Here is a 26623-nt window from a genome sequence, read left to right on the forward strand (position 1 = left end):
CACGGCGGATCAGCCCTTCACGGCACCCGCCATGACGCCGGCCACCAGCTGCTTGCCGAGGAAGACGAACGCGACCAGCAGCGGCAGTGCGATGAGGAACACCCCGGACATGATCAGGGCGTGATCAGCGGTGAACGCGCCACTCAACTGCGGGATGACCAGCGGAAGGGTCTTCTGACTGCGCAGCACCACGGACGGCCAGAAGAACTCGTTCCACGAGCCGACGAACGTGAACAGAGCGAGCGTGGCCGCCGCGGGCCTGGCCGCAGGAAGGGCGATCGACCAGAAGGTGCGCAGCACGCTCGCCCCGTCGACGCGCGCCGCTTCGATCAGCTCATAGGGCAGCGCCTCTTTGAGGTACTGCGTCATCCAGAACACGCCGAAGGCTCCGACGAGGCTGGGCACGATGAGGGCGGCGAGCGAGTCGATCCAGCCGAACTCGTTCATCATGATGAACATCGGCACGGTGCCCAGTTGCATGGGGATCACCAGGGTGGCGATCACGAAGACGTACAGGCCGTTCTTGCCGCGGAATCCGAGCTTGGCGAACGAGAAACCCGCGAGCGTCGAGAAGAACACCGTCGCGGCGGAGACCACCACCGCGACGACGACCGAGTTCAGCGCGGACATCCAGAAGTCGATCTGGTGGTTCGAGACGATCGCGATGATGTTGTCCAGCAGGTTGGGCCCTGGGAAGAGTCGGGGCAGCGCGCTCTGCGCGATCTCGACCCGGGTGGACGAGCCGAGGATCGCGGTGTAGTACAGCGGGAACACCGAGGCAATGAGCACGATCGACAGCAGGGCGTAGGTCACCCAGCCAGGTCGGGGACCGACCGAGTCCTCCCGCGGTTTGAACCTGATCGGCTTGCCCTTGGCGGCCCGCCGCTGCGCGTACTTCTTCGCAGCCGGTCCGGAGATGTTCTCGATCAGCGGGGTGCTCATCGCGTGCGGCCTTTCTCGCTGAGGCGCTTCGCTGCGAGGCGGGAGGCGCGGGTCGGCTTGGATGTGCTGGTGGATATCGCTCGGGTGAGGAAGAAGTTCAGCAGTGTGAAGAAGATGATCACTGCCGCGAAGAGCCAGGCGACGGCCGCGGCCTGCCCCATGCGATCCTGCCAATCGCCGAAGCCCAGGTTGAACAGGTAGAGCACGGTGGTCAACCACTGGTTGTCCGCGCCGCCCTGGCCGGTGCCCCCGCTTCCGGTGCCGTCGAAGACTCGTGCTTCGTCGAACACCTGCAGGCCACCGATCGTCATCGTGAGCACGACGAAGATCATTGTCGGCCGGATGCTGGGGATCGTGATGGAGAAGAACTGACGCGCGCGCCCCGCACCGTCGATCGTCGCGGCCTCGTACATCTCGCGAGGCACCGTCTGCATGGCTGCGAGGAAGATCAGGGCGTTGTAGCCGGTCCACCGGAAGATGATCATCGTCGCGATGGCGACGTGCGAGAGGAACCGGTTGTGGAAGAACGGCGAATCGACGTCGCTGAACCAGCCGAGCTCGTGCATGAACGGCGTCACCAGCCCGAACTGGCCGAACACCTGCGAGAAGATCATCGCCGAGGCGACGGGCATGACCACGAAGGGCACCAGAACACCCATTCGCCAGAACGTCTTGGTCCTCAGGTTCTGGTCGAGGATCGCTGCGATCATCAGCGCGAGGACGAGCTGCGGCACAAGCGACAGCACGAAGATCGAGAAGGTGTTCTGCAGCGACGTCCAGAACGCCGGCTGGTTCAGCACCCACGTGAAGTTGTCGAACCCGACGAAGTCGCCCTGACCGAGGCGGCGATCCCAATCGTGCATCGCCACCCAGATGTTGAAGACGATCGGGAACAGCCCGAAGATCGCGAAGCTCAGGAAGAACGGCGAGATGTAGAGGTAGGGCGAGACTTTGATGTCCCACCTGGACAGGTTCCGGGAGAACCCGATTCGGCGCGTAGCAGCGGTCTGCGATGTCATGTCTCTGCCTGTTCCACCTTCATTGTGAACGGGTGTGCGCCGTGGCCCGCCCTGGACGGAACGGGCCACGGCACTGCGTGCTCAGTCGATCAGTCGGTCAGTCGGTCAGCCCGAGCGCGTCGAACTCGGCGACCGACGAGGTCCAGGCCGCCCCCGCATCCTCACTGCCCGATTCGATGCGTCGGATGCCGTCCATCACGAGCGTCTGGATTCCGGCGAAGTTCACACCGCGGTATCCGCCGGCAGCCTTGTCGCCGGCCGACTCCGCAAGGCCGGCATAGATGGCTCCGGTCTCCTGTCCGCCGAAGAACTCGTTCGCGGTCTCTGCGACGGCGGGATCCTGCATCGCGTCGAGCTGCGACGGGAACTGACCGTTCAGCAGGAACATCGAGACGGCGGCCTCCGGTGAGGTGAGGAAGTCCGCGAGCTCGACGGCCGCGTCGGTGTGCTCGCCTGCGGCCGGAACGGCGAAGAACGAGCCGCCCCAGTTTCCGCCGCCGTCCGGGAAGGCATCCGCGATCCGCCAGCCCTCGAGACCCGCGGCGTTCTCCGCGATAATGCCCGTCGCCCATGCCGGCGTGATGACCGTGGCCCACCGGCGCGCCTGGAATCCGGCGCCCCAGTCGGCGTGACCGATCCCGACTCCGGCGGAGACGCCCTCCTCGGCCGCGTCGCCGAACATCGTGAAGAGCTCCTCCACGTCGTCGTTGTCCGCCAGGGGAAGCGCATCGCCGCTGTCAGGGTCCTCGAAAGCGGCAGGGAGCTGGTTGATCGCCGCTTGGATCGCGGTGCTCGTCGAATCGATCCACGCGGCATCCGATGCCTCGATGAACTGGCGGCCGGCGTCGAGGAACGACTCCCACGTGGCGTCCTCGCCGCCGATGAACTCGGTGAATCCCTCCGGGTCGGAGGGGAGGCCGGCGGCTTCCATCAGCGTGGAGTCGTAGGCGATCGCGAGCGGGCCGATGTCCATCCCGTAGCCCTTGATCTCATCACCGACCGAGCCCTGAGTGACCTTCCAGTCGACCCATCGGTCCTCGACGGCAGGCAGGGTGACCCAGTCCTCAGGCAGAGCCATCATCTCGGTCCACCAGTCGAGCTCGACGAGGTGAAGGTCCGACAGGCCGGCACCGTTGGAGGCCAGTCCGTTGCGCAGCACCGTCTGCGCAGAGGCACCGTCGGCGAAGGAGTTCACCTCGACCTTGATGCCGGTCTCCTCGGTGAACTGCTCGAGCAGCTCCGGCGGGATGTCCACCCAGGTCGCGACCGTGAGAGTCTCGGGTGTCTCTCCGCCACCGCCTTGGCCGCCACCTCCGCTGCATCCGGAGAGAATGAGTGCGGTCGATGCGGCGATCGCCGTGAATGCGATGGCATTCCGTGTGGTCCTCATCTTCGAGTCCTTTCGTGTTTCGGATCGTGGATCTAGTGGGTCTGTGGAGCGATCGAGGCGACCGCCCACGCGGGGAGTTCGAAGTCGATGTGCAGCGCACCGGCGTCGCTGACCGTGAGCGTGCTCCGCTGCAGCCGGTCCGCCGTCTCGCGAAGCTCTGCGGTCTGGTCGCGGCTGAGGTTGAGCGGAGCACCCATCTGGTGCCACGCCTCCGCGACGTTCCCATGCTCCCAATCGAGGATCTCGAGGGTGAACACGGCGCCGGGAGTCAGGCCTTCGACCGTATGCCGGATGCCGCGGGCGGACCCGATGTGCGCCAGCTCGCGGGTACTGCGGTAGGTGGAACGCGATTCCAGGCCCGCGTTCCCCATCTCATCCGGGTAGTTGTAGAAGATCGCCGAGACGTCGCCGGTCGCCGAGGAGCGGGTGATCGCACCATCCGCCAGATCGAGCACGAGACGGTCACCCAGCCTGTTGAGCATGGCCATGGCGTGGAACGTCGGCTTGTGCAGACCCTGCTCGTTCACGAACCCGAAGCCGCCGTGGAAGGGGCCGATGCCGCCGCCACCCTCCTCGAAGACGTCGGTGAAGGTCCAGTACGAGATCGACTCCGCGAGGGATTCGCCCTTGAGGAACGCGCGCACGATATACGGTGCTGCGAACAGCGTGTCATGAATCGCGTCGCGACTGGAGGGTGACGTCGACCACTCGGTGATATGCAGCTCGAGGTCGGGGTAAGGGCTGCCCTCGATGATCTCCCGCATGAGCTCCAGGTCGCGCCGGGTCGCGTCCGCGTGGCGGGTGATCGCCTTACCGCGTCCGGTCGAATCGGCGGCGTAGTCGGTCGGGTAGAGGTGTGTGGAGAGGAAGTCGAGGGGCACGTCGCGCTCGACGCAGTACGCGAGGAACTCGTGAATCCACACCGGCTGCCAGTCCAGGCTGTCGGGATCGGCCGTCTCGGCGGTCTCGACCTCCAGAGCGGGGTCGTGATATTCGCCGGCGTATCGCGCATCGGGGACGAAGACGCTCGTGGACGGACCGCCCACTCGGATGCGGGGGTCGATCGCCTTGACTGCCCTCGCGCTGGCCTCGTAGAGTTCGAAGTACTCCGTGCGTGTGCCGGTCCAGAAGTGGGGCACGAGATTGGGCTCGTTCCACACCTCGAACGGCCATTGCCTGACCTCGTCGATGCCGTACCGGTCGATCCAGTGCTGGACCGTGGTCGTGACGAGTTCGACCCAGCGGTCCATGTCCTTGGGTGGGCTGCAGTGCGCCTTCCACCAGAACAGTGTCTCGGTCTGCGTCGCCAGTGCACGCGGCATGAATCCGAGTTCGACGAACGGTCGCGCACCCGCATCGAGGATCGCGTCGAAGACCTTGTCGACGTACGCGAAGGTGTACACCGGCTCCGGGAGCGGAGAGTACGGGCCGAAGCCGCCGCCGTTCTCGGTGCGGTACACGAACATGTCATCGTGGAAGAGCCCGTGGAAGCGTACGTGCCTGACGCCCAGGACCTCGACGGCCTCGCGGAAGTGCGCCTGCCAATCAGCCCGCAGCGCTTCGTTCGCCCTTCCCGCGCCGACGCACTCGTTCCAGACGTGCCGCAGCACCCGCTCGGTCGCGGGTTCCCTGTCTGCCAGTACGGTAGACACCGACACATCAAGAACCATCGAGAATCTCCTTTGATCGAGCGAATGTCCAGCATTTACGAAACTGTTTCGCTATGATTGGGTGCAGGTTCACGGTAGCGTGCCCCGCCATTCAGTGTCGAGTGCGGAATATCACGGTTTGATAACGGCGCCGGAAGACCGAAACAGTTTCGGAAAGGATGAGGATGAGCTCCAGCTCAGCCACGCCACGCAAGGCGACGCTCTCCGACGTGGCCGCCGCGTCCGGTGTATCCAAGGCAACGGTGTCCAAGGCCCTCAACGGTCGCGACGACGTGTCGGCGGAGACCAGGGAGCGCGTCCTCGCCGCAGTGGCCGAACTCGACTACCGGCCGACGACGTCGCCCGCGACTGACGGGCGTCGCGCGATCGCTGTCGCGTTCGACATCCCCGCCTCGCCCTACATCCTGAACGTCCTCCAGGGAGTACTCGCTTCGGCGACCGAGGACCGTCTGGACCTGTTGACACGCCTCGCGCCTGATCGCACGGTGCGCACTCAGCGGGCTGTCGCGCATGCGTGGATCGCCGAGCAGCGTGCCGCCGGCGTCATCGGGGTCGTCGGTCTGACCCTGTCCAGACCGGATGCTCTGCTCGATGCCGCCGCCGAGGCGAAGCTGCCGTTCGTGATGGTCGACCCGGTCGACACCGCGCATCGCCGGCTGGTGAGCATCGCGTCCAGCAACTGGGCCGGCGCGCGAGCCGCAGCGGACTACCTGATCACTCTCGGCCACCGGCGGATCGCGTGGATCGGTGGACCGGAATCGTCCGTCGCCGCCCGCGATCGTTTGTACGGCTACCGCGCCGCGCTCGATGCCGCGGATCTGAAGCCCGATCCTGCCCTTGCCGTGTCGGACCAGTTCGACGTGGCAGCCGGCGCTCGGCACGCCCGCGAGATGCTGACGGCACCCCACCCGCCGACGGCGATCATGGCTGCCGATGACGAGATCGCCGTCGGCGTTCTCGCGACCGCGCGCGAGCTCGGTATCCGCGTGCCGGAAGACCTCAGCGTCATCGGATTCGACGACACCCCGCAGGCCCCGTGGACGACGCCGCCGCTGACCACCGTGCGGCAGCATCTCGAGGACATGGGTCGCATGGCGGTGCAGACCGTCGAATCTCTGGCCGCTGGACAGCCGCCCGTGTCACGTCATGTCGAGCTGGCGACGACCCTGACGATCCGCGAGACGGTGGCGCCGCCGGCGCGATAGATCACCGCGCAGCGAGAATCGCGTCAGACAACCACTGACCGAAGTCTCGGAAACCAGGCCCGTCACCGTCGCTCCGCTCTCGGCGAGCGCTGTCGAGGAGGGCAGCATCCGGATGGGGCTGATCATTGATGATCGAGACCAGCTCGAGGTAGCGCCCCTCGGTCGCGTTGTACTCCGTGTCTTGAAGCGCCGCGAGCGTGAGGCTGTCGAGGTCGCGATAGCGGGCTGCGAGGCGTAGCCGAAGGTCGTCATCGGCCGCGACCGCGAAGGTCTGTGCGAGCTGCTCGACCAGCTGTGCGGCGAGTGCGACCGCCTGCGCATCATCAGCGGCGAATCCCGCGTGGTGAGCAGCAATCAGTTTCGGCATCAGGTCGGCGCCCGCCGAGTTGTTGAACTCCTGCACATGAGGTGCGGACATCTCCGAACCGGGGAACTCCGCATATGTCGCGTGCAGATAGGAACGAGTCGCCTCACGGAACCGGTCATCTCGCAGCAGCTCAGCCAAGCTGACCCACGCATCGAGCTGTTCCGGGGCGGGGTCGGGCAGCAGCACGGGGAACACTTCACGGATCCGTCCGATCGCCGACTCAGGAAGCCCCGCGGAGACGTCATTCAGGAAGTCATCGACCAGTCGATGACGCTCGGCGTCCGACATCGTCACCAGCTTGCGCAGCAGGTTCGCTCGTTCCGCCGTGCCATCCTGCCGCACGAGAGCGCGGAGCACGGCACGCTTCGCCTGCGTATCGGTCGTCCGCTCTCGATCACATCGAGATGCTCGGCGAGGACGTCGCGCAGCGAGGACGTGCCGGCGAGGACGCGGCGCACGTGATCCAGGCCGGTCTCGAGGTCGCGCAGCGTGCGAACGAACTCGAGCCTGGCGATCGCATCCACATCGTAAAGTCGATGGCCGCCATCTGTCGCGTCTGTGGGGTGCACAAGCCCCTCATCGGCGTAGTAACGGAGCGCCTGGCACGCGTGGACAACGATCTCACACCAGACCAATGGGCCAGCATCCGCGACGCGTGGGGCGGCTGCGCGTACTGCCAAGTGACGGACGTTGCCGTGCAACGCGACTGCATCCTTCCGATTTCTCGCGGTGGCCGATACACCTTGGAGAACGTGGTTCCGGCCTGCGCCTCGTGCAATGCGAGCAAGCACAATGGCGAGGTCACTGCGTGGCTTCGTCGAAAGAAGCTGGACGAGCGAACCTTCCTCGTCCGGCATGCAACGATCCTGAAGGCACTCCTTCCGGTATGACTCCCCGAGAACCGCGCATCGCGGCGACACGGTCGGTCCATGCTGATCGGCCGCCGATGTTTCAGACTTGATTCGTACCTCCGTCGACGTAGATGTTCGAACCGACGACGTAGCTGCTCTGCTCGGAGGCCAGGAACGCCACGACAGCTGCTGCTTCTTCCGGTCGCCCCATACGCCCCTTGGGTACGGTCGCGGCGACCGTCTCCTTGACCGCTCGAGCCGTCTCTTCGTCGTTGAACGCAGCGGTCCCCCCAGGGGTCTCGATCCATGCCGGAGAGACCACGTTCACTCGGATTCCACGGCCCTTGAGTTCCGTGGACCACGTGCGCGCAAACGACCGGACGGCCGCCTTCGAGGCCGCGTAGGCGCCGAACGCCTCCATTCCGCGATCAGCGGCAGTGGAGCCGATCAGGACGATAGACCCGCCGTCATGTATCAACGGCAACGCCTTCTGCACCGTGAACAGCGTCCCCTTGACGTTGACCGCGAAGGTCTGGTCGATGTGCTCCTGCGTGGTCTGGTCCAAGGGGACGAAGGAACCGACAGCAGCGTTCGCCACCAGGATGTCCAACCCCTTGCCCCGTGCTCGGACCGCGTCGTAGAGCCGGTCAAGGTCCCGCAGCTGTGAGATATCTCCGGCGATCGCGGTCGAACGATCAGCCCCGACGATCTCCACCGCGGCATGGAGTTCGGCTTCACGCCTGCCGGTGATGAACACGTGGGCACCTTCATCCGCCAGCCGCACCGCCGTGGCGAGCCCGATCCCGCTGCTTCCCCCGGTGATCACGGCTGTCTTACCTGCGAACTGTTCCACGAGAGTTCCTCCGTACGTTTCTTTGCCGAATGTGGTCGTCATCCATCCTTTCGGGCCTTCAAAGTAAGATGGATCAACAAGAATCCGAGATTGTTTACACATCGTCCAGGGGGTGCATCATGCTCGGATTTCGAGATCCGGTGGCCGATGCGATCGGATTGCTTCGGCCCACCACCGTGGTCGGGCCCAGCCTCAGTGCCGCAGGCGAGTGGGCGCTGCAGTTCGATCCGTTCCCCCACGTGCGAACCGGCGGCGTCGTCCGCGGCCGATGCTGGCTGATCCTGGAAGGACACGAGCCCGTACTCCTGCAGGCCGGCGACACCTTCCTGCTGGGCAATCCGCCGCCGTATGTGCTGGCCAGCACGCGCGAGGCGACGCCACGTCCCGCTGCGCCGGTCTTCGAGAAGGCCGAACACGGACTCGTCCAGATCGGCCCTGAGTCCGAAGAGGACGTTTATCTCTGCGTCGGGCACATCGCGTTCGATGAGAGAAACGCTGCCCTCCTGACCGACCTTCTCCCCCCGCTCTTGGTCGTCCGGGTGAACGATCCTGAAGGCGCACGGTTGGCGCAGCTGATCGAACTCCTGGCCAGCGAGGTGGGTCTCGCTGCCCCTGGCAGCGCGTTGGTGGAGAACCACCTCGCTCAGATCCTACTCGTGCACATGCTGCGCGCCCACGCCCTTCGAGCAGACCGGCCGACAGGTTGGCTCGGCGCCCTGAACGATGACGCCATCGGCGCCGCTCTTCGAGCCGTGCACGCGAACGTATCCCACTCGTGGAGTCTGGAGGAGCTGGCCGAGATCAGCCACATGTCCCGCTCCGCATTTGCTCAGTCCTTCAAGCGTCACGTCGGCACCCCTCCATTGGAGTACGTGATCCAGTGGCGCATGAGCCTCGCCCGCGACGCACTCGCCCGCGACACGCTGTCGATCTCCGAGCTCGCACGAGAATCGGGTTACCTGTCCGAGAGCGCGTTCAGCACGGCCTTCCGACGCGTGGTCGGCTCATCCCCCGCGCAGTTCCGAAACCACGCGCGGCGGCCACTGTCCGCGAGACGGGACATTCCCGATTCCACGAACGTCGGCAGTCGATGAGACGAGCCGTTTCTCCATAGCGCCACTCATGCGGTGAGGTGAAGATCTGGTCTCGCGAGCGTGTCGATAGTTGCGTCCGGCCAGGCGTCTCGACGCGCTGCCGGAAACGATCGATTCCGGCAGACCAGGTGCGCATCTCTCTGACACCGGTGGTAGCGGAGTGCGTCCTTTGGAATCTCTGGCCTCTGGGGCGCGGTTCGCCCTAGGCTTCGAGGAATCAGGCGAGACTCCAGGGGGAGATACACGATGTCGCAGTTCGATCTCAACAAGGTTGGCGTCGATGCGTACCTGTACGCGTACCCGCTCGTGACGATGGAGTTCACACGGCGCCAGATGACGAACGTCCCAGACGCGAATACTGCGTTGCTGCGGGCACCGGCGAACCAATTCGCACACGCCCGGCAATATCCCGCAGCGGACTCCAAGGACGTCGTTCGTTTCAACTTCGACACGCTCTATTCGTTCGCATGGCTCGATCTCCGAGAAGGACCTGTGGTCCTCCATACCCCCGACGCTCCTGATCGGTACTACCTCACGCCCCTGCTCGACATGTGGACGGACATCTTCGCCGTTCCCGGCAGTCGAAACACTCTCGGCGAAGCTCGCGATTTCCTCATCGCGCCGCCCGTGTGGAGCGGCGAGGTCCCCAGCGGACTCGACCTGATCGTCGCCCCGACGCCGCATGTCTGGGTCATGGGTCGCACGCAGAGCAACGGCCCCGACGATTTCGCGGAAGTGCACCGCATCCAAGACCAGTACCGCATCACCCGCTTGGACGCGTGGGGCGGAGAATCCAGCCCGCCTCCTGTTGCACCCGTCGACCCGAGCGTGGATGATGTGGCGCCGCCACTGGAACAGGTTAACGCGCTCACCAGCATCGAGTTCTTCACACTCTTCGCCGAGTTGCTGAAAGAGAACCCGCCGCACGCTAACGACTACCCGATCCTGCACCGAATGCGCGCCATCGGAATCGTGCCAGGCGAGGACTTCAATCCTGCGGCGCTGGACGATGCAGCCACCGCCGCCATCTCGGCAGCCCGAGACACGGCCCTGCAGGATCTCGTGAAAGCGATGACCGAAGCCAGCATCGGCGTCGTGCGAAACGGGTGGAACTGGGAGCAGTCGTTTGGAACGTACGGCACCTCGTACCGCGTGCGCGCCCTTGTCGCAATGGCCGGCCTCGGAGCAAACCTCCCCGAGGACGCTATCTACCCCAACGCCTTCGTCGACGCCGATGGTCAACCATTCACCGGAGCGCACGACTACGTGCTGCACTTCGACGCCGGTCAGCAACCGGGCGTAGATGCCTTCTGGTCCATCACGATGTACGACAGCGACGGGTTCCAGGTCCCGAACGCCCTCAACCGTTTCGTGATCCGGGATCGGGACCCTCTGACCGTGAACCCCGACGGCTCGCTCGACATCTACATCCAGCACATCTCCCCGGGGACCGAGCGCGAAGCGAACTGGCTACCCGCCCCGCAGGGAGCGTTCGCCCCGATGCTCCGGCTCTACTCGCCCACCACCGAAACTCTTGCCGGCGACTTCATCCCGCCGAGGATCATCAAGAGATAGGTCAAACCCAAGGACAGTCCGGCGCTGCGCCAAAGCCTATCCACGAACCGACCGAAACCCCGCCATGCGGGTGTTCTGGTGAACGCCAGCGGACACCCGTTCCAGGGCGCGAGACCGGACCGCCCTTGGACGATCGGTTTCGGCAGGGATAGATCCGCAGCGCGCCACGGTTCGGGATCATGGTCCGCCGTGATAGTAGGCTCACGCCGATGACAAACGCCGATGTAGTACGAGCCGCCGAAAGCTGGACCTCTCCTCAGATCAAGGAATGGTCCACTGAGTGGCGGACCAACCTGGCTCAATGGCTTGAGCCCAGCCTTGCGCTCGTGGGCGATGCTGAGTGGGGCGCTCAATTCCGCGACATGGTTCAGCTCCCCGTCCAGGACCCCTTGGCATGGGCTAACCAGCGGATCAAGCTATCGGATGGTCACTGGGCTATCGCAGGCATCCGATTCCGGGGTCAAGACGTCGAGAAGCCGTTCGTGGACGTGATCGCCACTTCGCTCCCTCCCGTGCCCTCAGGCCTTGCCGCTCTCGGCGAGGTGTTGACGCACTTCAGCGCGTTCTCGCCACTATGCCTGCGGGTCAACATGCCCGCCCCGGAAAAGGGGCCTCAGGCGCTTACTGCTTCGAACGTGGCTGCCGGACGAGCCACCCCAGATCTGCTTATCGTGGCGCGTCCGGTGGCTGAGATGCTTGAGCAGTCGGCGGCAGGCCGATACGACGAAGTTTCGCTCGCCCCTTGCGACTCTGCCGCGGCTGAAGCACGTGTCGCAGCCATCTATGACGAACTGAAGCCCGCGCGGCCACAACTCGGGCAGTGGGCCACCCCGGCGGACGCAGATGCGCTTGAGGGTGCCGCCGACGAGGGTCTTCTTTTCGACATTCGAGTCAACGGCACTTCAGCAGGGGTCGTGGCGGCTGAGCGTGACAACGCGTACGGCTTCACCGGCTTCTGCATGCAGGAGATCGTTCTCGACTCAGCCCACCGTGGACAACAGATCGGCGTCGCAGCGTTGCAGCGGCTGTGCCGAGAATTGCCCTCGGCTCCTCAAGACGTGCTCTGGGGACATATCCATCCCGGGAACGTCCCCTCGCTGCGCAATGCGCAGGAGAGCGGGCGCAAGGTGATCACCGCCCACGTATGGCTGACGCCCCCCGGCTACGACGGCATGCCCGAATAGGAAGCTGCACCCTGAGCTCAAGGCGCTCACCCCGGATCCGGCCCACCGTTCCGCCGTCGCCGGAGACCCGCCCCGCTCGCCGGCTGAGTCGAACAAGTGCGCGGCCCCTCGGATAGCCTTCACACATGGTCGAGGAAGTCTTGACGGGAGGCAACGTCAGCGGTGCGGTGGTCCGCGTAGGCGCAACGGTTCGGAAGCCGTGGATGCCTTCGACACCGAGCGTGACTCGGTTCGTTGAAACGATCCGAGCGGTCGGCGTGGATGCACCCACGCCCTTGGGCCGTGATGACGTCGGCCGGCAGGTTCTCGAGTTCGTGCCTGGCGAGTTAGCGATGAACGGCCCTCGTCTCTCGTCTTCTCAGCTCCGCAGAGTCGGCTCGATGGTGCGGGCCATCCACGATGCGGGCGCGGGATTCCACCGCGATGCCGAAGACGTCTGGGAGACGGCTATCGCGGCACCTGGCGACGAACTCATCTGCCACAACGATCTCGCGCCGTGGAACCTCATCGTCGGCGATCGATGGATGTTCATCGACTGGGACGCAGCAGCTCCGAGCACGCGACTTTGGGACTTGGCCTACGCGGCGCAGGCCTTCGCCCTGTCCGACCCAACTCGGTCGGTGCAGGAGTCAGCGACGGACCTCGCAGCCTTCGTGTCGGGGTACGACGCAGACGCCGCCATGCGAGCGGAATTGCCGGCCGCGATGGCTGCACGCACAGAAGCGATGTACGCCCTGCTGCACTCATCGCACGATGCCGGCATTGAACCGTGGGCGTCGATGTTCGTCAGCGGGCATGGTGACCACTGGCGAAACGCGACGCACTACGTGAAGTCGCACCGAGACGAGTGGGCTGCAGCGATCGCCTCCTCCTCAGATTGTGATGCCAGCGTCAGCCAGGATGCGCGGCACGTAAGGCTGAGTGTCCAGTCGCGATATGTCGGCGGGTGTGAACCAGGCAACCTCGCGTAGCTCATCTTCCTCGAGTGTGAACGCGTCGGACAGGAGCCGGCATGCGTACGCTGTCGTCACATAGGCACAGCGGTCGCCGTTCGGGTAAGTGATGAACATGCCTGCACCCCCGTACGCACCGATGATCTGCTCAACCTCCGCTTCAACGCCGAGCTCCTCGCGAATCTCGCGGGCGATCGCGGAGATCGGCTCTTCGCCAGGCTCAAGGCCGCCTCCGATGAGCCCCCACTGATCGTCACCATGCGACAGCGCGAGAAGAACGTCTCCGACGTCGTTGCAGATCACCGCTGACACGGCGGGAAGGAGGAGCAAGTCGCTGCCGACTCGCTCGCGCAACGACTTGAGGTATGGCGAGACCGGCATGTGTTCCAGCGTACGATCCTGCGCGATTTTCGACGTCATCTTAGACACCGAGAGCAGTCGACGAGCGGGACACCATGTGGGAAAGCGCGACACTCAACCTGCGCGTCTTTGCGAGGCTCCCGAATGGAGTGCTCGAAGCCTTTGACATCGATAGCGTCACCCTTGCATCAGCGAGAGATTGGGCAGCTTCGTATGCCGCGGGTAAAGGGGCAGTGACCTCGATCGCGCTCAGGAGTGTTGACTCATCCGGGCGACCCGGCTTGCACTGGCTCGAGGTGCCCGCCCGAGGGCTCTGAATGACTGCTGGGGACGTCCGCCACCAGAGCTAAGTGACAAGGAGCCCGCCTACCCGCACATGTAAGGCATCATGAGGCCATGAATCACAGCGCGACCGGGGATGCCGTCGACGAAACATGCGTATTCTGCGAGATCGTCGCTGGGCGGATGCCGTGCGACAGAGTTGCCGAGGATGCGACGACGCTGGCGTTCATGGACACCGATCCCGGATCGGACGGACACTTGCTCGTCATTCCCAAGCAACACAGCGCCGACCTTCTCAGCGTCCCGGCCGAAGATCTGGTGGCGACCACGCTCGCCGCCCAGCGCATCGCGAAGGTTCTATTCGCCCAGCTGGGGGCTGAGGGCGTGAACCTGCTCAACTGTTGCGGACCCGCTGGCTGGCAGACCGTCTTTCATTTCCACCTTCACGTGATCCCTCGGTACGGCGACAAGAGCAAGGATCGATTGAAATTGCCGTTCGAACCGGGCATGCCGTCTGACGCCGACGCGAGAGCGCAGTACGCGCGACTCCTCTCGACAGCTTTGTAGACGCCACGCCTGGTGGCTGCCGCACACCTCCGTGCGCGTGTCTGGAATGCGCGCCGTCGCGCTCGCCATCACTTCGCCGCGACAGTGATCCTGATCGCCGCTTTGGTGCCCCGCTGGGTCTGATTCGTCCAGTTACTCACTCAGGCAACTCGTGCCGACCGCGTCCGTTGTCACCCGCGGGGCAGCCTCCTGGCAGCCTCAGATGGGGGCGCCTAGCCCGTCGCCTGCGTCAGGAGAAGAGCTGGCGAAGCGCGTCGAGCTCGCCGGAGTCGACGACCTTCTGGACCGCGTCGATGGTGTCCTGGTTCACAAACATGCCCTTGAGCGTGTCGTTCCAAATCGCCCGCACCCTGTCCACGTCACCGGCATCAACCGCCGCGCCTGCAGACTCGATTGCCTGCTGGTACGGAATCTGCTGGAACCCAGCAGGCGCGTCATGAGGGCTGTAGTACGGCACCCAGGGAGTGTCGGGGTCTGGGTTGAGCCAGAGCACCTGGCCCGGGTGGATCGTGCGTACGTGGTTCATTGAGCCGAGGCCCGGGTACGCGCACAGCCGTTCAGCGATCACAGCCTCGACGTCGCCGGGCTCAACGGTATAGGTCAAGGGAGTGCCGTCGTCATCGAATGCCACCTTGCCCCACGCGAACTCTCGTGCGCCTAGATCCCGGAGAGTCCCCTGTCGCTCCCAATACAAACCACCGCCGTCGCCGTAGACCTCCGACAGGCCGGCGCAAGTTTCCGACTCGGTCGATTGCGGCGTCTGTGTAGCCTCAATCACCGGCTCGGCGACAGTCGTGGGAGCGGATGCCTTGGACGTTTGACCTGCCGCCGGTGCTGTGGCGGTGCACCCGGCCAGCGCGGCAGCCGTCAAGGCGAGTGCGGCGAGTACAGGGGCGAGCTTGTGTGTGCCGGACATGACGCCATACTGGCAGAGCGGTTCCAACCTCTCGACGTCAGCCAGGCGGGCACGCGTCGGTGCGGCTGGTTCTCAAGCGCAACAACTCATCGTGAACCCACTGATCGGAATCACCGACGCAGCCGTTGGAGCGGGGCCGCAGCGAGCGACTCGCACCCACTGTCTCGCGAGGTTCCGACGCCTGCGCGATCTCACGAGAGCTGTCGGTTGGTGAGACAGAACATCCTTGGAAAGACAGGTGTCACGAATCGTAGCGGTATTCGTATTTCCCCCTCCCCCTGCCGAAAACCTCGGGCGCATAGTTTCGGCGCAGCAGGTTCCGAAAGGGGTTTTGGCAGGTGCGCGATCGGCGTGTGATGCGGTCGGCCCGCGGCCCCGGCGCGCCTGCCGAATACGATCGTTGGTGGGAGCCACGGGAAGAGAACGTCGTTCTTATCCCGTCGTCAGGTCGGCCACGTCGCTCAGCACGGCATCACGTGAGCGCCCGTATTTCGTAAGCACCTCTTCGGGAGAACTGATGAGGGCCTTCCACAGCGCCCAGGCAGCCCCTCGTAACCATGCATCCTCCGGTAGTTCTAGCCGGTCGCGCAGTCGATCACGTTCGCGAGAACTGCAACTCAACCATGCGAAGGCCAGGTCACAGGCGGGATCACCAACGCACGTCTGTCCGAAGTCGATAAGCGCCGCCAATTGGCCGCTGCCATCGAACAACATGTTGCCTGGCGCGACATCGCCATGGACCCACACCGGCGGCTCGGTCCACACTGTGGCCACGGCCGCATCCCAGAGTGCCCGACATCCCTCAGCTTGGCGTCTGGCCAGGAGGGGGAGGCGGCCCTGTATCTCCTCGCCAACCGCGCTGATGTGACAGCCGCGGTAAGCAGATGCGCTCCCCGCCCATGGGCCTCCGACCGTGTCGCAGGCCTGCAACTCCCTCAGGGCGTCGCCCAAGCTGCTGATGGCGCTCTCTCGCTCGCGCGATTCAACCGCGGTTAACGTGTGCCCCTCAATCCACTCGCGAACGGACCAAGGTCGGTTGAATGCCGCCGAGGGGGCCCCGGTCGCTACTACGCGGGGGATCGCGACGCGAAAGCTGGAGCCGAGGATCGCGAGGGTTTGCTCCTCTCGGACTAGGCCGGCGACGTAGCCGTCAGCGCTCGGGAGGCGGACAGTCATCCGGTCACCAAGCCGGAAGGTGCGGTTGTCCCACCCCTGAACTTCCACCGGGCGGATCGGCAACTCCGACCATTGAGGGAACTGCTCCGCCACGAGGGAGCGAACCAACGAAGAAGTGATCTCGTCGGAAGCGGCAGCCATCGCGCCAGCTTAGGGGTGATGGCCCTGGAGCCGCGCAAAACTTTCCGTGACCAAACCGTTGCATTCGTTACCGCCCCGTTATACAGTAATCACACGGTGAATGTTTGCTGTGGCATCCACCGAATGTGATTGCAGGACACTCTTGGTGCAAGGGACAAGGGCCGGTCGGGAGCCTCTCCGACCGGCCCTTCACCATTCCTACTAATCTGTATGCATGACGGATCGGAAGCTCGCCCTCGAGACCTGGGAGAGCCTGTTTCGCGCCCAGCACGAGCTCTTCGCGGCAATGGCCGCTGACTTCGACGGCACTGCCATCACCCAGGCGGAGTACGACGTCCTGCTCACGGTCGTCCGCTCCCCGGAGATGACTGCGCGCCTTCGCGACGTGACGACCAACATGCTCATCAGCCAGCCGAGCGTCTCCCGACTCGTCGACCGCATGGTCGCGCGCGGCCTGATCCAGAAATGCCCCGACCCTGACGATGGCCGCGGCGCGTTGATCCGGGCGACCGAAGAGGGTGCCCGTGCATTCCGCGCCGTAGCGACGGTTCACGGACGTTCGATCGCGCAGCGGATGTCGAAACTCGACGACGACGAACTGCGCACGCTGCACGAGCTCACCCAAAAACTGCGCGGCGCATAGCGGGCATCCCTCCCCATCGGTGACGCACCGATCTCTGACATAGTCGATGCAGAAGCAGTCTTCGCAGACGCGGAGGCAGGGAGGGAACTTTCATGGAGATCGCCGGAGCTGTCGGCATTCTGATTCTCGTCGGCATCGCCGTCGTCGTCCTGATCGTGGTCGGGCTGATCGTGCTGTTGTTCGCGCGCAGCTGGATCAAGGTCGCTCGCGCGGATGAGGCGCTCGTCATCTCGGGCCGCAAGCAGAGGGTGCAACGCGCCATCCTCGCCGCCGACGGCACCAGCAGCTCTGAGAGCGTCGACTCCCCCGTCACGGTGATCGTCAACGGCAAATCGCTCGTCAACCCGATCACGCAGCGCCACGAGATCATCTCGCTGCGCTCGCGTCAGGTCTCGCTGAACGCCGAAGCGCAGTCGCTCGACAGCGTCACGCTGAACGTCGACGGCGTCGCGATCGTGAAGATCGGCTCCGACCCGCTCTACGTGCGCCGCGCGGCCGAGCGATTCGCTTCGCAGGATGCCGCGATCGAACAGTTCACCACCGAGCAGCTCGAGGGTGCGCTCCGCGGCATCGTCGCGACCCTCTCCGTCGTCGAGCTCATGCGCGAACGGAAGAAGTTCTCCGACCAGATCGCCGCCGACGTCTCGCAGGAGCTCGCCGAGCAGGGCCTGATCCTCGACTCCTTCCAGATCAAGGGCATCACCGACAAAGTCGGCTACATCCAGTCGCTCGGCGCCCCCGAGATCCAGGCCAAACGTCAGTCCGCCGAGATCTCGCAGACGAACGCCGACCGCGCGATCAACCAGAAGAACATCGCCAACAAGGAAGCCAACCTGATCGAGCAGACCGCGCTCGACACGAACACGGCGAACTCGAACGCGGGCATCGGCCGCGCCCGCGCAGAGGCGGAGCAGGCCGAGAATCTCGCCCGCGAACAGGCCCAGCAGGCCGTGCTGCAGCAGCAGGCCGAGAACCGCCAGGCGCAGCTGGATGCCGACGTCAAGCGCGTCGCCGACGCCCAGCGATACGAGGCCGAGACCCGCGCCCAGGCCGAGCTGTACACCCGCGAGCGTGCGGCGGAGGCCGGCGCGATCGAGCAGGTCAAGCAGGCAGAGGCACGCACGCGTATCGCCGAGCAGCAGGCAGAGGCCGACAAGGCACGCGCGGCGGGTGAGGCCACAGCCGCAGAGGCGAAGGCCACGGGTGAGGCCAATGCCCTCCGCGCTCTCGCCGAAGCAGAGGCGGAAGCGCGCCGCCTGCGCGCGAACGCCGAGGCCGACGCGATCCGCGCCGAGGGTGAAGCACGAGCCGCCGCACTCGAGGCAGAGGCGAAGGCGATCGCATCCAACCAGGAGGCCTTCCTCTCGCAGCGCGTTCTCGACGTGCTTCCGAACATCATGAGCGAGTTCGCCAAGGGCTACGCCACGATCGGAAGCGTCTCGATCATCGGCAGCTCCGGCGAAGACGGCGCCTCGGGAGTGGTCGGCGCCGACAGCGCGAAGGCGCTGAAGTCAGTGTTCGACAGTGTGAGCTCGGCCACCGGCCTCGACCTCGCCGCCATCATCCAGGGCCAGGCCGTCGGCCGCGGCATCGGCGACGGCATCGCGAATGCTCAGGCGCCTGCCCCGGCGAAGAAACCGAAGGCGAAGGCCGCCGAGTCGGCTGCCGCTCCCCCGCCACCTCCTGCATCGGCCGAGTAGTCCGAAGACCGAGTAGCCAGAAGAACAGAGAGCGGATGCCGCGTGCCACATCGGCCGCGGCATCCGCTCTTTCGGTTGACTCTCGCCTACGGCGTGCGCCGACGCAGGGTGAGCGACGCCAGCACCAGCGCGCCCAGCATGAAGGCGACGACGATCAGCAGCGGTCCGAACACATCCCACCCCTCTTCCCCTGCGGAGACGGCGTTGATCGTGTCGATCGCATAGCTCAGCGGCAACCAGTCCGAGATCGCGCGCAACACGTCGGGCATCTGGTCGCGAGGCATGAAGAGGCCGCCGAGGATGATCTGCGGGAACACGAGCAGCGGCATGAACTGCACGGCCTGGAACTCGGTCTGCGCGAACGCGCTGGCCAGCAGCCCGAGCGCGGTACCGAGCAGCGCGTCGACGATGGCGACGAGCCCCAGCTGCCACAGCGGGCCGTCCGTCTCCAGCCCGCAGACCCACACCGCGAACGAGACCGTGATCACGGCCTGCAGCAGCGCCATCAGTCCGAACGCCAGCGCGTAGCCGAGAATGAAGTCGCTCTTCGCCAGCGGCGTCGTCATCAGTCGTTCCAGCGTTCCCGAACGACGCTCACGCAGCGTGGTGATCGACGTGATCAGGAACATCACGATGAACGGGAACAGCGCGAGGATCGGTCCGCCGAACTGGTCGAAGACGCCCTCCTGGTCGCTGAACAGCCACGCGAACAACCCGACCAGCAGACTCGGCGCGATGAGCATCAGCGCGATCGAGCGAGGGTCGTGCCGCAGCTGCGAGAGCACGCGACCCGCGGTGGCGAAGAGCCGGATGCCGTTCATTCTCCCGACTCCGCCCGACGTGACTTGCGCGTGTCCAAGTGGTGCTGCTGATCTCTTTCGATCAGGGCGAGGAACGCAGCATCCGGATCCTCCGCTCCCGTGTCCGCGAGAAGCCCCTTCGGCGTCGTGTCGGCGATGATGCGCCCTGCGCGCATGAGCAGCAGGCGGTCGCAGCGCAGCGCCTCGTCCATGACGTGACTCGAGACGATCAGGGTCACGCCGCGCTCGGCCAGGCCCCGGAACTGACCCCATAGCTCGGCGCGCAGCACAGGGTCGAGTCCGACGGTCGGTTCGTCGAGCACGACGAGCTCGGGAGATCCGACCAGCGCCATGGCGAGCGAAACACGGCTGCCCTCGCCGCCGCTGAGCGAAGAGACGAGCTGATCGGCCTGTGCCGTGAGCCCGACGTCGGCGATCACGCGGTCGACGGCATCGCGAGGCGCGCCCAGGAGCGCCCCGACGTAGCGCAGGTTCTGCCGGATGGTCAGGTCATCGTATGCGGAAGCATCCTGTGTGCCGTAGGCGACGCGATGTCGCAGCGCACGCGATCCCGCCGGCTCACCGAGCACCGTGACCGTGCCCGATTCGACGCGCTGCACCCCGACGATCGAGCGCATCAGCGTGGTCTTGCCGCACCCTGACGGACCGAGCAGTCCGGTGATCTGCCCGCGCGGGATGGACACGTCGACACCGTCGAAGACGCGCACCTTTCCACGCCGCACACGCAGTTGCGCCACCTCCACGCTCGAGATATTCATCATGTGATGAATTGTGCGCTTCGGATGCTGCGTCGTCAAGACCCGCAACGGCGATCAATCGAACAGATACCTCTGCACTGTGGGCCCGATCCGCGTCACGAGTTCGTCGACTCCAGCCTCAGCGATCGGCGGCAGTTTCAGCACATAGCGCGCCATCAACAGCCCCGCGATCTGCGACGCCGCGAGCGTCGAACGCAGCGCCGCGTCATCAGCGTCGAGCGCGCGTGCGATGCGCCCGAGCAGTTCGCGCGATAGGAATCCCGCCAGCACAGGAGTCGTGAGCTTGCTGCCGATCGCGGCCCGCATCAGTGCGACCCCGCGGCGGCGCACTTCGGGCTGTTCGAACGCCTGCAGAACGAAGCGCACCACTCGTTCGCCGACCTCGTCACGGGGGCCCGACAGAATCTCGGGGATCGCGAGATCCGGCCTGATCGGCATGCCCATGGCCGCCGCGAACAGATCGGCCTTGGTGCCGAAATAATGATGGACGAGAGCGCTGTCGACGCCTGCTCTGGTCGCGATCGCACGGATCGTCGATCCGTCATAGCCGTGCTCGCCGAACTCGTCGACGGCGGCGGAGATGATCCGTTCGCGGGAATCCGTCTCTCCGCGCGGACGTCCGCGTCGCCTCACCGTGGCCATGTCGCTCAGCCTACGCGCCGGTGCATCCGCGGAACGCGAGAGACTGGGGGCGTGACCACTGCGGCGTTCGACCTGTCGAGGATCGGTCGCGGGCTCGCGTTCGCGTCGGCCGTCGATGATCTGCACGCGGCACTCGATCGGAGCGCCTCTGTCGTCGTCAGCTCGCCACCGGGAACAGGAAAGACCACACTCGTCCCGCCGGTCATCGCCGGTCGAGTACCTGGCCGCGTGATCGTCACCCAGCCCCGCCGGGTCGCCGCCCGCGCGGCCGCACGAAGACTCGCGCACCTGGACGGCTCGCCCCTCGGCACCCGCGTGGGATTCACGGTCCGCGGCGAGCGCAAGGTGGAGCGCTCCGCGGTGATCGAGTTCGTCACCGCGGGTGTGCTGCTGCGCCGGCTGCTCGATGATCCTGGCCTCGACGGGATCGGTGCGGTCGTGATCGACGAGGTGCACGAACGCGCTCTCGAGACCGATCTGCTGATCGGCCTGCTCGGCGAGGTGCGCGAGTTGCGCGAAGACCTCATCGTGGTCGCCATGTCGGCGACGCTCGATGCCGAGCGGTTCGCGACGGTCCTCGGCACCGATGCCTCCCCCGCCCCGGTCGTGACCCAGACCGTCCCTGCACATCCGCTCGATGTTCGCTGGGCACCGAGCCCTTCTCCTCGATTGGATGAGCGTGGTGTGACTCGGTCGTTCCTCGATCACGTCGCGCGCACAGCGGTCGACGCGCACCGCGGTATGGCACGCACCGATCCGACCGCCGACGCCCTCGTCTTCGCTCCTGGTGCGCGCGAGGTCGCAGAGGTGGCCCGTCGCATCCGAAGTATCGCCGCCGAGTTCGACGTCCGTGAGCTGCACGGCCAGATCTCCGCCGGGGAGCAGGATGCCGTGATCAGCGGACGCGATACCGGCGAGGCTGCGCGAATCATCATCAGCACCTCACTCGCGGAGTCATCGTTGACTGTGCCAGGCGTACGGCTCGTCGTCGACACGTGCCTCTCCCGCGCCCCGCAACGCGACGCGGCAAGGGGAATGAGCGGTCTGGTCACCGGTCCGACCTCCCGCGCCTCTGCCATCCAGCGCGCAGGGCGTGCCACCCGCGAAGGCCCGGGTGTCGTGGTGCGCTGCGTCGATGAGCGCACCTTCTCCGCGGCCCCGGCCCGACCGGCCCCTGAGATCGTGACGAGCGATCTGACGGATGCCGCACTGCTCCTCGCCTGCTGGGGCGCACCAGGCGGAGCGGGTCTTCGTCTGGTCGATCCCCTCCCCGCCGAGAGCCTGAAGGATGCTGTCGCCGTGCTGCGCGCACTCGGCGCGATCGGCGCAGACGGACGCGCCACCGATGAAGGACGACAGCTCGCCCGCATCCCGACCGATCCTCGTCTTGCTCGGGCGCTCCGTGACGGCAGCACGGCGGTCGGCGCCCGTGCGGCTGCCGAGGTCGTCGCATTGCTGAGCAGCGATCTTCGTGTCGTGGACGCAGACATCACGACGACCCTCACCGCACTGCGCAACAGACGACGCCCCGATGCACGGCGCTGGGAGCAGGAGGTGCGCCGTCTCATACAGTTCACGGAGCGCGGAAGTGAGGGGCGAGCAGAAGTGGATCAGACCGGCTTTCTCATCGCACTCGCGTTCCCCGAGCGGATCGCCCGCCGCGTCGATCATTCGGCCGACGGCGCCACCTTCCTCCTCGCCTCGGGCACACGTGCCGGGATCACCGGTCCACTCGCCAGCGCCGAGTGGGTGGCCGTGGCTGAAGTCGCTCGCGCTCAGGGTCGCGCTGCCGCCGGAACCGGGGCGATCATCCGCGCCGCCGCGGCCATCTCGGAGATCGAGGCAGAACGGGCCGCAGCTCACCTGGTCACCGATCGGGTCGAGGCGCAGTTCGCGGAAGGCCGCGTCATCGCCCGCCGCGAGCGCCGGATCGGTGCGATCGTGCGCTCTTCCGTCCCGGTGCGCGTCCAGGCGGACGACGGAGGCCGGGATGCCGCGCGTCGGGCGGTGGAGGAACAGGGGCTCGGAGTGTTCACCTGGTCGGAGGCGGCCGATGGCCTACGTCGACGCCTCGCACTGCTTCATCGCGAGAACGGGTCTCCCTGGCCGGATGTGTCGGATGCCGCACTCCTCAGCACCCTCGATTCCTGGCTCGGCCCGGAGCTGTCGGCGCTGGCCACCGGCACTCCGGCCGCGCGGATCGACCTGACCTCGCCGCTCAGGCGGGTGCTGCCGTGGCCGGCAGCAGCAGAGCTGGACACTCTGGCTCCCGAACGCCTCGAGGTGCCGAGCGGGTCACGGATCCGCCTCACCTACCCTCCCGTCGATGATCCCTCCGTGCGCCCGGTCGTGGCCGTGAAGCTGCAGGAGTGCTTCGGATGGGCCGAGACCCCGCGCCTTGTCGGAGGGCGGGTGCCCGTGCTCTTCCACCTGCTCTCCCCCGGTGGGCGCCCTCTGGCGGTGACCGATGACCTCGCGTCGTTCTGGGCCGGTCCCTATTCGCAGGTGCGGGCGGAGATGCGCGGCCGGTACCCGAAGCATCCATGGCCCGAGGATCCCTGGTCGGCCACACCCACCCGTCACACGAAGCGCCGCGCGGCGGAGAGCTAGAGACTCAGCATTCGATGACGTTGACCGCGAGGCCGCCCTCGCTCGTCTCCTTGTACTTGGTCGACATGTCGGCTCCGGTCTGCCGCATCGTCTCGACGACGGCATCAAGGGAGACGTAGTGCTGTCCGTCGCCGCGCAGTGCGAGCCGCGCGGCGGTGACCGCAGTGGATGCCGCGATAGCGTTCCGCTCTATGCACGGGATCTGCACGAGCCCGCCGATCGGGTCGCAGGTGAGACCGAGATGGTGCTCCATGGCGATCTCAGCCGCGTTCTCGATCTGCCGATTGGTGCCGCCCATGACCGCTGTCAGCCCACCGGCCGCCATCGCGCAGGCGGATCCGACCTCGGCCTGACATCCGCCCTCGGCTCCGGAGATCGACGCATTCGCCTTGAACAGCGACCCGAGCGCTGTGGCAGTGAGCAGGAATCGGCGGATGCCGCGTCTGCGATTGGCCTCAGCGCGGGCGTCGTCGTCAGCATCCACAACGCTCGTCGGCTCCCCGCCGAAGCCCAGCAGCGCGCTTCCGACCAGCTCGCCGTATGGTGTGACGGCGTTACCGGAGCCCAACCCTGAGTCGGCGAGGAATCGCCACCAGTACATCGCGACGGCGGGAAGGATGCCGGCGGCACCGTTGGTGGGGGCGGTGACGACCCGTCCGCCGGCAGCGTTCTCCTCGTTGACCGCGAGGGCGAAGGCGCCGAGCCATTCCCCCGGGATCTCACGTCCACCTTCGGCTTCGACGCTCTCCAACTGTCCACGAATCACTCCGGCGCGGCGTCTGACTTTGAGGATGCCTGGCAACACACCATCCGCGTGCAGCCCTGCCTCCACGCATCCGGCCATCGCATCCCAGATGGCGTCGAGTCCCGCTGCGAGCTGTTCTTCCGAGCGCAGCGCCAGCTCGTTGTAGCGCGCGACATCGGCGATCGAAAGGCCGTGCTCATCGCAGAGCGCGAGCAGGGAGGCGGCGTCGGAGTATCCGAACGGCAGCGACCCGGTGCTGACCTGCGCGTCCTCGCCTTCGCGCCGGATGAACCCGCCGCCGACGGAGTAATAGGTTTCTTCGGCCAGCGCCGTTGCGTCGGCTCCAAACGCAGTGAGCGTCATGGCGTTCGGATGCCCCGGCAACCGGGTGCGCGGAGCGAACTCGATGTCGCCCTTGTCGAACTCGACCGCACGCGTCCCATCGATGACAAGTACTTCACCGGCAGGGAAGTCCGTCCATGCTGAACGCACATCGGCAGGATCACAGGTCTCGGGGGCCAGGCCGCGCAGACCGGCGACCACGGCATCCGGCGTGCCGTGCCCGATCCCTGTCGCGCCGAGCGAGCCGTACAGCGTGCATGTCACGCGGGTCACCCCGGTGAGCGTGCCGCTCTCACTGAGGCGGCGGGCGAAGTCCAGCGCTGCACGCATCGGACCGACGGTATGGGAGCTCGACGGGCCTACTCCGATGGAGAAGAAGTCGAATGCCGAGACGTACGCTGTCACTCCTCCAGGCTACGCTCCGGAACCGGCGCCCCACCCCGTTGTGGGCCAGACTGATGGCGTGACCACCGACGCGCCGCTGTATCGCCACGTCGCCGATCGTCTTGCACGGCGGATCGCCGATGGGGAGTTTCCCGTCGGCACCCTGCTCCCCGGCGAGCAGGCGCTGGCCGCAGAACATCGTGTCGCGCGCGGCACCGTACGCAGCGCCCTGGCGCTGCTGGCGAGACGCGGCGTCGTCTCACCGCGTTCCGGAGCCGGGTGGATCGTGCAATCGGCGACGCATACGCAAGGTCTCGCCGCATTCGGATCATTCGCCCAGTGGGCGCACAACCGCGGCCTCACGCCCGGCGGTCTCGTCATAAGCCAGGAGGAAGGTGCAGCAACCGCCGACGAGGCCCGGCTGCTGCGGATCGCGCAGGATTCGCCCGTTCTGCGGTTCACGCGGCTGCGCAGCCTGGACGGGCATGTGGTGATGGTGGAGCGGCCCGTGTATCCGGGATGGCTGGCTCACGTTCTCCGTGGGCTGCCCCCTGATACCCCCTCGCATGCCGCGGTGCTCGATGCCGCCGGTTTCGGCGAGTCATTCGGGTCGCACCGGATCGACGCCGTCGCCGCCTCGAGCGAGGACGTGCGTCTGCTCGGAGTACGCCGGTCGAGTCCGCTGCTGCGCGTCCGGCGTCAGGCCTTCGCTCGCGATGGGCGCCCGATCGATCTCACAGAGGACCGCTATCTGCCCGACTCTGTGTCATTCGAGGCCTCGTCGACCTCCGACGCTCGCCCCGGAGGGTGGACCCGCACCCTCTCCTGACCGCCGTGGCTGGACAGCTGCGCACAGTCGTCCCTGTTATCCGCGCGTTCGGGCGCCCGGTTCGCGCCCCGTTGGCGGGGTGTTCATCGAGCGTTCGAGATCGGTGTCGAGACTCGAGGCAGCGTCAGCCCGGCGCACACCGAAAGGATCACGATGCCTTCCCCTCACCGCTCCCGCCCGCGTCTGCGGCGCGCGATCGTCGCCGCTGCGACGGTCGGCCTCATCGCCATTCCCTCCGTCCCCGCCGTCGCGTCAGACAGCTTCGGTGCGACCGGCACGTCGGCCGTCACCGCTCAGACCGAATCGACTCTGACCGCCGAGAACGTGGAACTCCTCGAGGGCGACGCCGTCGCGCTCTCGTGGACGACCGACGCGCCCCACGCCAAGAACTGGGTCGGCGTCTACCCCAAGTCAGTCGCGCCCGGTTCGACCGCATCGACCCAGTGGGCGTACACGCCTGCCGAGTCCGGCACGGTCAGCTTCTCGGGACTTCACGCCGGTGTATGGGAGATCTACCTGCTCGCGCAGGACGGATACGACGTGCTGTCCGGTCCGGTGACCGTGACGATCACGGGCGATCCAGACCGACCCCAGCCCGGCGATC

General features: G+C 66.1%; 25 protein-coding genes. 11 read left to right on the forward strand and 14 right to left on the reverse strand.

Features of this window, described 5'->3' with window-relative positions; genetic code table 11:
• Positions 1 to 9 precede the first annotated feature (9 nt).
• The 4 genes from ACP7AR_RS09750 to ACP7AR_RS09765 all read right to left on the reverse strand — a co-directional run bounded on the left by ACP7AR_RS09750 (position 10) and on the right by ACP7AR_RS09765 (position 5021).
• Positions 10 to 942 (reverse strand): carbohydrate ABC transporter permease, encoded by a 933-nt coding sequence (locus ACP7AR_RS09750; protein ID WP_426185168.1) that lies wholly within the window; start codon positions 940 to 942, stop codon positions 10 to 12.
• Positions 939 to 1961 carry a carbohydrate ABC transporter permease gene (locus ACP7AR_RS09755; RefSeq protein WP_426185170.1) on the reverse strand — a complete coding sequence of 341 codons (1023 nt, stop codon included), beginning with the start codon at positions 1959 to 1961 and terminating at the stop codon, positions 939 to 941. The genes ACP7AR_RS09750 and ACP7AR_RS09755 overlap by 4 nt, the downstream gene beginning before the upstream one ends.
• Before the next feature lie 97 nt (positions 1962 to 2058).
• Entirely contained in the window at positions 2059 to 3351 is a 1293-nt protein-coding gene (locus ACP7AR_RS09760; protein ID WP_426185172.1) for an ABC transporter substrate-binding protein, read from the reverse strand.
• Between the two features lie 32 nt (positions 3352 to 3383).
• Complete coding sequence (locus ACP7AR_RS09765) at positions 3384 to 5021, reverse strand: GH39 family glycosyl hydrolase (RefSeq protein WP_426185174.1); 1638 nt, start codon at positions 5019 to 5021, stop codon at positions 3384 to 3386.
• Positions 5022 to 5185: 164 nt separating this feature from the next.
• On the opposite strand from ACP7AR_RS09765, the gene ACP7AR_RS09770 reads away from it, so the two are divergent.
• The gene (locus ACP7AR_RS09770; protein ID WP_426185176.1) at positions 5186 to 6226 is read left to right on the forward strand and encodes a LacI family DNA-binding transcriptional regulator; all 1041 of its coding nucleotides are present in this window, start codon (positions 5186 to 5188) and stop codon (positions 6224 to 6226) included.
• A gap of 1 nt (position 6227) precedes the next feature.
• Here ACP7AR_RS09770 and ACP7AR_RS09775 read toward each other — a convergent pair whose 3' ends face one another.
• Positions 6228 to 6950, reverse strand: coding sequence for a hypothetical protein (locus ACP7AR_RS09775; RefSeq protein WP_426185178.1), 723 nt, complete (start codon positions 6948 to 6950; stop codon positions 6228 to 6230).
• Positions 6884 to 7162 carry a MerR family transcriptional regulator gene (locus tag ACP7AR_RS09780; protein ID WP_426185180.1) on the reverse strand — a complete coding sequence of 93 codons (279 nt, stop codon included), beginning with the start codon at positions 7160 to 7162 and terminating at the stop codon, positions 6884 to 6886. The genes ACP7AR_RS09775 and ACP7AR_RS09780 overlap by 67 nt, the downstream gene beginning before the upstream one ends.
• On the opposite strand from ACP7AR_RS09780, the gene ACP7AR_RS09785 reads away from it, so the two are divergent.
• Positions 7130 to 7483 (forward strand): HNH endonuclease, encoded by a 354-nt coding sequence (locus tag ACP7AR_RS09785; protein WP_426185182.1) that lies wholly within the window; start codon positions 7130 to 7132, stop codon positions 7481 to 7483. The genes ACP7AR_RS09780 and ACP7AR_RS09785 overlap by 33 nt on opposite strands.
• Before the next feature lie 61 nt (positions 7484 to 7544).
• Here the strand turns inward: ACP7AR_RS09785 and ACP7AR_RS09790 are convergent, their stop codons facing one another.
• Entirely contained in the window at positions 7545 to 8297 is a 753-nt protein-coding gene (locus ACP7AR_RS09790) for an SDR family NAD(P)-dependent oxidoreductase (RefSeq protein WP_426185184.1), read from the reverse strand.
• A gap of 119 nt (positions 8298 to 8416) precedes the next feature.
• Here ACP7AR_RS09790 and ACP7AR_RS09795 point away from each other — a divergent pair, with 119 nt between their 5' ends.
• The 4 genes from ACP7AR_RS09795 to ACP7AR_RS09810 all read left to right on the forward strand — a co-directional run bounded on the left by ACP7AR_RS09795 (position 8417) and on the right by ACP7AR_RS09810 (position 13121).
• Entirely contained in the window at positions 8417 to 9391 is a 975-nt protein-coding gene (locus ACP7AR_RS09795) for an AraC family transcriptional regulator (protein ID WP_426185186.1), read from the forward strand.
• Positions 9392 to 9637: 246 nt separating this feature from the next.
• Positions 9638 to 10966 (forward strand): DUF1254 domain-containing protein, encoded by a 1329-nt coding sequence (locus ACP7AR_RS09800; protein ID WP_426185188.1) that lies wholly within the window; start codon positions 9638 to 9640, stop codon positions 10964 to 10966.
• Between the two features lie 209 nt (positions 10967 to 11175).
• Complete coding sequence (locus ACP7AR_RS09805) at positions 11176 to 12150, forward strand: GNAT family N-acetyltransferase (protein ID WP_426185190.1); 975 nt, start codon at positions 11176 to 11178, stop codon at positions 12148 to 12150.
• A gap of 380 nt (positions 12151 to 12530) precedes the next feature.
• Complete coding sequence (locus ACP7AR_RS09810) at positions 12531 to 13121, forward strand: phosphotransferase family protein (protein ID WP_426185192.1); 591 nt, start codon at positions 12531 to 12533, stop codon at positions 13119 to 13121.
• Here ACP7AR_RS09810 and ACP7AR_RS09815 read toward each other — a convergent pair.
• Positions 13023 to 13523, reverse strand: coding sequence for an NUDIX domain-containing protein (locus ACP7AR_RS09815; protein WP_426185194.1), 501 nt, complete (start codon positions 13521 to 13523; stop codon positions 13023 to 13025). The genes ACP7AR_RS09810 and ACP7AR_RS09815 overlap by 99 nt on opposite strands.
• Before the next feature lie 336 nt (positions 13524 to 13859).
• On the opposite strand from ACP7AR_RS09815, the gene ACP7AR_RS09820 reads away from it, so the two are divergent.
• Positions 13860 to 14312 (forward strand): HIT family protein, encoded by a 453-nt coding sequence (locus ACP7AR_RS09820; RefSeq protein ID WP_426185196.1) that lies wholly within the window; start codon positions 13860 to 13862, stop codon positions 14310 to 14312.
• A 229-nt stretch (positions 14313 to 14541) separates the two neighbouring features.
• Here ACP7AR_RS09820 and ACP7AR_RS09825 read toward each other — a convergent pair whose 3' ends face one another.
• Together ACP7AR_RS09825 and ACP7AR_RS09830 are read right to left on the reverse strand one after the other, a co-directional pair.
• Positions 14542 to 15228: a hypothetical protein gene (locus ACP7AR_RS09825; protein ID WP_426185198.1), complete on the reverse strand. Its 687-nt coding sequence runs from the start codon at positions 15226 to 15228 to the stop codon at positions 14542 to 14544.
• A 432-nt stretch (positions 15229 to 15660) separates the two neighbouring features.
• Complete coding sequence (locus ACP7AR_RS09830) at positions 15661 to 16545, reverse strand: phosphotransferase (RefSeq protein ID WP_426185200.1); 885 nt, start codon at positions 16543 to 16545, stop codon at positions 15661 to 15663.
• A gap of 214 nt (positions 16546 to 16759) precedes the next feature.
• Here ACP7AR_RS09830 and ACP7AR_RS09835 point away from each other — a divergent pair, with 214 nt between their 5' ends.
• Positions 16760 to 17188, forward strand: a complete 429-nt coding sequence (locus ACP7AR_RS09835; protein ID WP_426185202.1) for a MarR family winged helix-turn-helix transcriptional regulator — start codon at positions 16760 to 16762, stop codon at positions 17186 to 17188.
• Positions 17189 to 17280: 92 nt separating this feature from the next.
• Complete coding sequence (locus ACP7AR_RS09840) at positions 17281 to 18888, forward strand: SPFH domain-containing protein (RefSeq protein WP_426185204.1); 1608 nt, start codon at positions 17281 to 17283, stop codon at positions 18886 to 18888.
• An 86-nt stretch (positions 18889 to 18974) separates the two neighbouring features.
• Here the strand turns inward: ACP7AR_RS09840 and ACP7AR_RS09845 are convergent, their stop codons facing one another.
• Genes ACP7AR_RS09845 through ACP7AR_RS09855 form a run of 3 tightly spaced genes read right to left on the reverse strand, consistent with a single transcriptional unit; the run spans position 18975 to position 21109 of the window.
• Positions 18975 to 19709, reverse strand: a complete 735-nt coding sequence (locus ACP7AR_RS09845; protein WP_426185206.1) for an ABC transporter permease — start codon at positions 19707 to 19709, stop codon at positions 18975 to 18977.
• Entirely contained in the window at positions 19706 to 20470 is a 765-nt protein-coding gene (locus ACP7AR_RS09850) for an ABC transporter ATP-binding protein (RefSeq protein WP_426185208.1), read from the reverse strand. Before ACP7AR_RS09850 ends, ACP7AR_RS09845 begins: the two co-directional genes overlap by 4 nt.
• Before the next feature lie 51 nt (positions 20471 to 20521).
• Positions 20522 to 21109: a TetR family transcriptional regulator gene (locus ACP7AR_RS09855; RefSeq protein ID WP_426185210.1), complete on the reverse strand. Its 588-nt coding sequence runs from the start codon at positions 21107 to 21109 to the stop codon at positions 20522 to 20524.
• 51 nt (positions 21110 to 21160) lie between these two features.
• Here ACP7AR_RS09855 and hrpB point away from each other — a divergent pair, with 51 nt between their 5' ends.
• Complete coding sequence (gene hrpB / locus ACP7AR_RS09860) at positions 21161 to 23719, forward strand: ATP-dependent helicase HrpB (protein ID WP_426185214.1); 2559 nt, start codon at positions 21161 to 21163, stop codon at positions 23717 to 23719.
• A 4-nt stretch (positions 23720 to 23723) separates the two neighbouring features.
• Here the strand turns inward: hrpB and ACP7AR_RS09865 are convergent, their stop codons facing one another.
• Positions 23724 to 25211 carry an L-serine ammonia-lyase, iron-sulfur-dependent, subunit alpha gene (locus ACP7AR_RS09865; protein WP_426185216.1) on the reverse strand — a complete coding sequence of 496 codons (1488 nt, stop codon included), beginning with the start codon at positions 25209 to 25211 and terminating at the stop codon, positions 23724 to 23726.
• A gap of 58 nt (positions 25212 to 25269) precedes the next feature.
• Here ACP7AR_RS09865 and ACP7AR_RS09870 point away from each other — a divergent pair, with 58 nt between their 5' ends.
• Positions 25270 to 26019, forward strand: coding sequence for a GntR family transcriptional regulator (locus ACP7AR_RS09870; RefSeq protein ID WP_426185218.1), 750 nt, complete (start codon positions 25270 to 25272; stop codon positions 26017 to 26019).
• The last annotated feature ends 604 nt before the right edge of the window (positions 26020 to 26623 follow it).

The sequence above is a fragment of the Microbacterium sp. TWP3-1-2b2 genome (assembly GCF_049896145.1).
GTDB lineage: Bacteria > Actinomycetota > Actinomycetes > Actinomycetales > Microbacteriaceae > Microbacterium.

Coding starts and splice junctions, on each gene's coding strand:
- ACP7AR_RS09750 (WP_426185168.1), bottom strand. CDS start 942: ATGAGCACCCCGCTGATCGAGAACATCTCCGGACCGGCTGCGAAGAAG.
- ACP7AR_RS09755 (WP_426185170.1), bottom strand. CDS start 1,961: ATGACATCGCAGACCGCTGCTACGCGCCGAATCGGGTTCTCCCGGAAC.
- ACP7AR_RS09760 (WP_426185172.1), bottom strand. CDS start 3,351: ATGAGGACCACACGGAATGCCATCGCATTCACGGCGATCGCCGCATCG.
- ACP7AR_RS09765 (WP_426185174.1), bottom strand. CDS start 5,021: ATGGTTCTTGATGTGTCGGTGTCTACCGTACTGGCAGACAGGGAACCC.
- ACP7AR_RS09770 (WP_426185176.1), top strand. CDS start 5,186: ATGAGCTCCAGCTCAGCCACGCCACGCAAGGCGACGCTCTCCGACGTG.
- ACP7AR_RS09785 (WP_426185182.1), top strand. CDS start 7,130: ATGGCCGCCATCTGTCGCGTCTGTGGGGTGCACAAGCCCCTCATCGGC.
- ACP7AR_RS09795 (WP_426185186.1), top strand. CDS start 8,417: ATGCTCGGATTTCGAGATCCGGTGGCCGATGCGATCGGATTGCTTCGG.
- ACP7AR_RS09800 (WP_426185188.1), top strand. CDS start 9,638: ATGTCGCAGTTCGATCTCAACAAGGTTGGCGTCGATGCGTACCTGTAC.
- ACP7AR_RS09805 (WP_426185190.1), top strand. CDS start 11,176: ATGACAAACGCCGATGTAGTACGAGCCGCCGAAAGCTGGACCTCTCCT.
- ACP7AR_RS09810 (WP_426185192.1), top strand. CDS start 12,531: ATGGTGCGGGCCATCCACGATGCGGGCGCGGGATTCCACCGCGATGCC.
- ACP7AR_RS09815 (WP_426185194.1), bottom strand. CDS start 13,523: ATGACGTCGAAAATCGCGCAGGATCGTACGCTGGAACACATGCCGGTC.
- ACP7AR_RS09820 (WP_426185196.1), top strand. CDS start 13,860: ATGAATCACAGCGCGACCGGGGATGCCGTCGACGAAACATGCGTATTC.
- ACP7AR_RS09825 (WP_426185198.1), bottom strand. CDS start 15,228: ATGTCCGGCACACACAAGCTCGCCCCTGTACTCGCCGCACTCGCCTTG.
- ACP7AR_RS09830 (WP_426185200.1), bottom strand. CDS start 16,545: ATGGCTGCCGCTTCCGACGAGATCACTTCTTCGTTGGTTCGCTCCCTC.
- ACP7AR_RS09835 (WP_426185202.1), top strand. CDS start 16,760: ATGACGGATCGGAAGCTCGCCCTCGAGACCTGGGAGAGCCTGTTTCGC.
- ACP7AR_RS09840 (WP_426185204.1), top strand. CDS start 17,281: ATGGAGATCGCCGGAGCTGTCGGCATTCTGATTCTCGTCGGCATCGCC.
- ACP7AR_RS09845 (WP_426185206.1), bottom strand. CDS start 19,709: ATGAACGGCATCCGGCTCTTCGCCACCGCGGGTCGCGTGCTCTCGCAG.
- ACP7AR_RS09850 (WP_426185208.1), bottom strand. CDS start 20,470: ATGATGAATATCTCGAGCGTGGAGGTGGCGCAACTGCGTGTGCGGCGT.
- ACP7AR_RS09855 (WP_426185210.1), bottom strand. CDS start 21,109: ATGGCCACGGTGAGGCGACGCGGACGTCCGCGCGGAGAGACGGATTCC.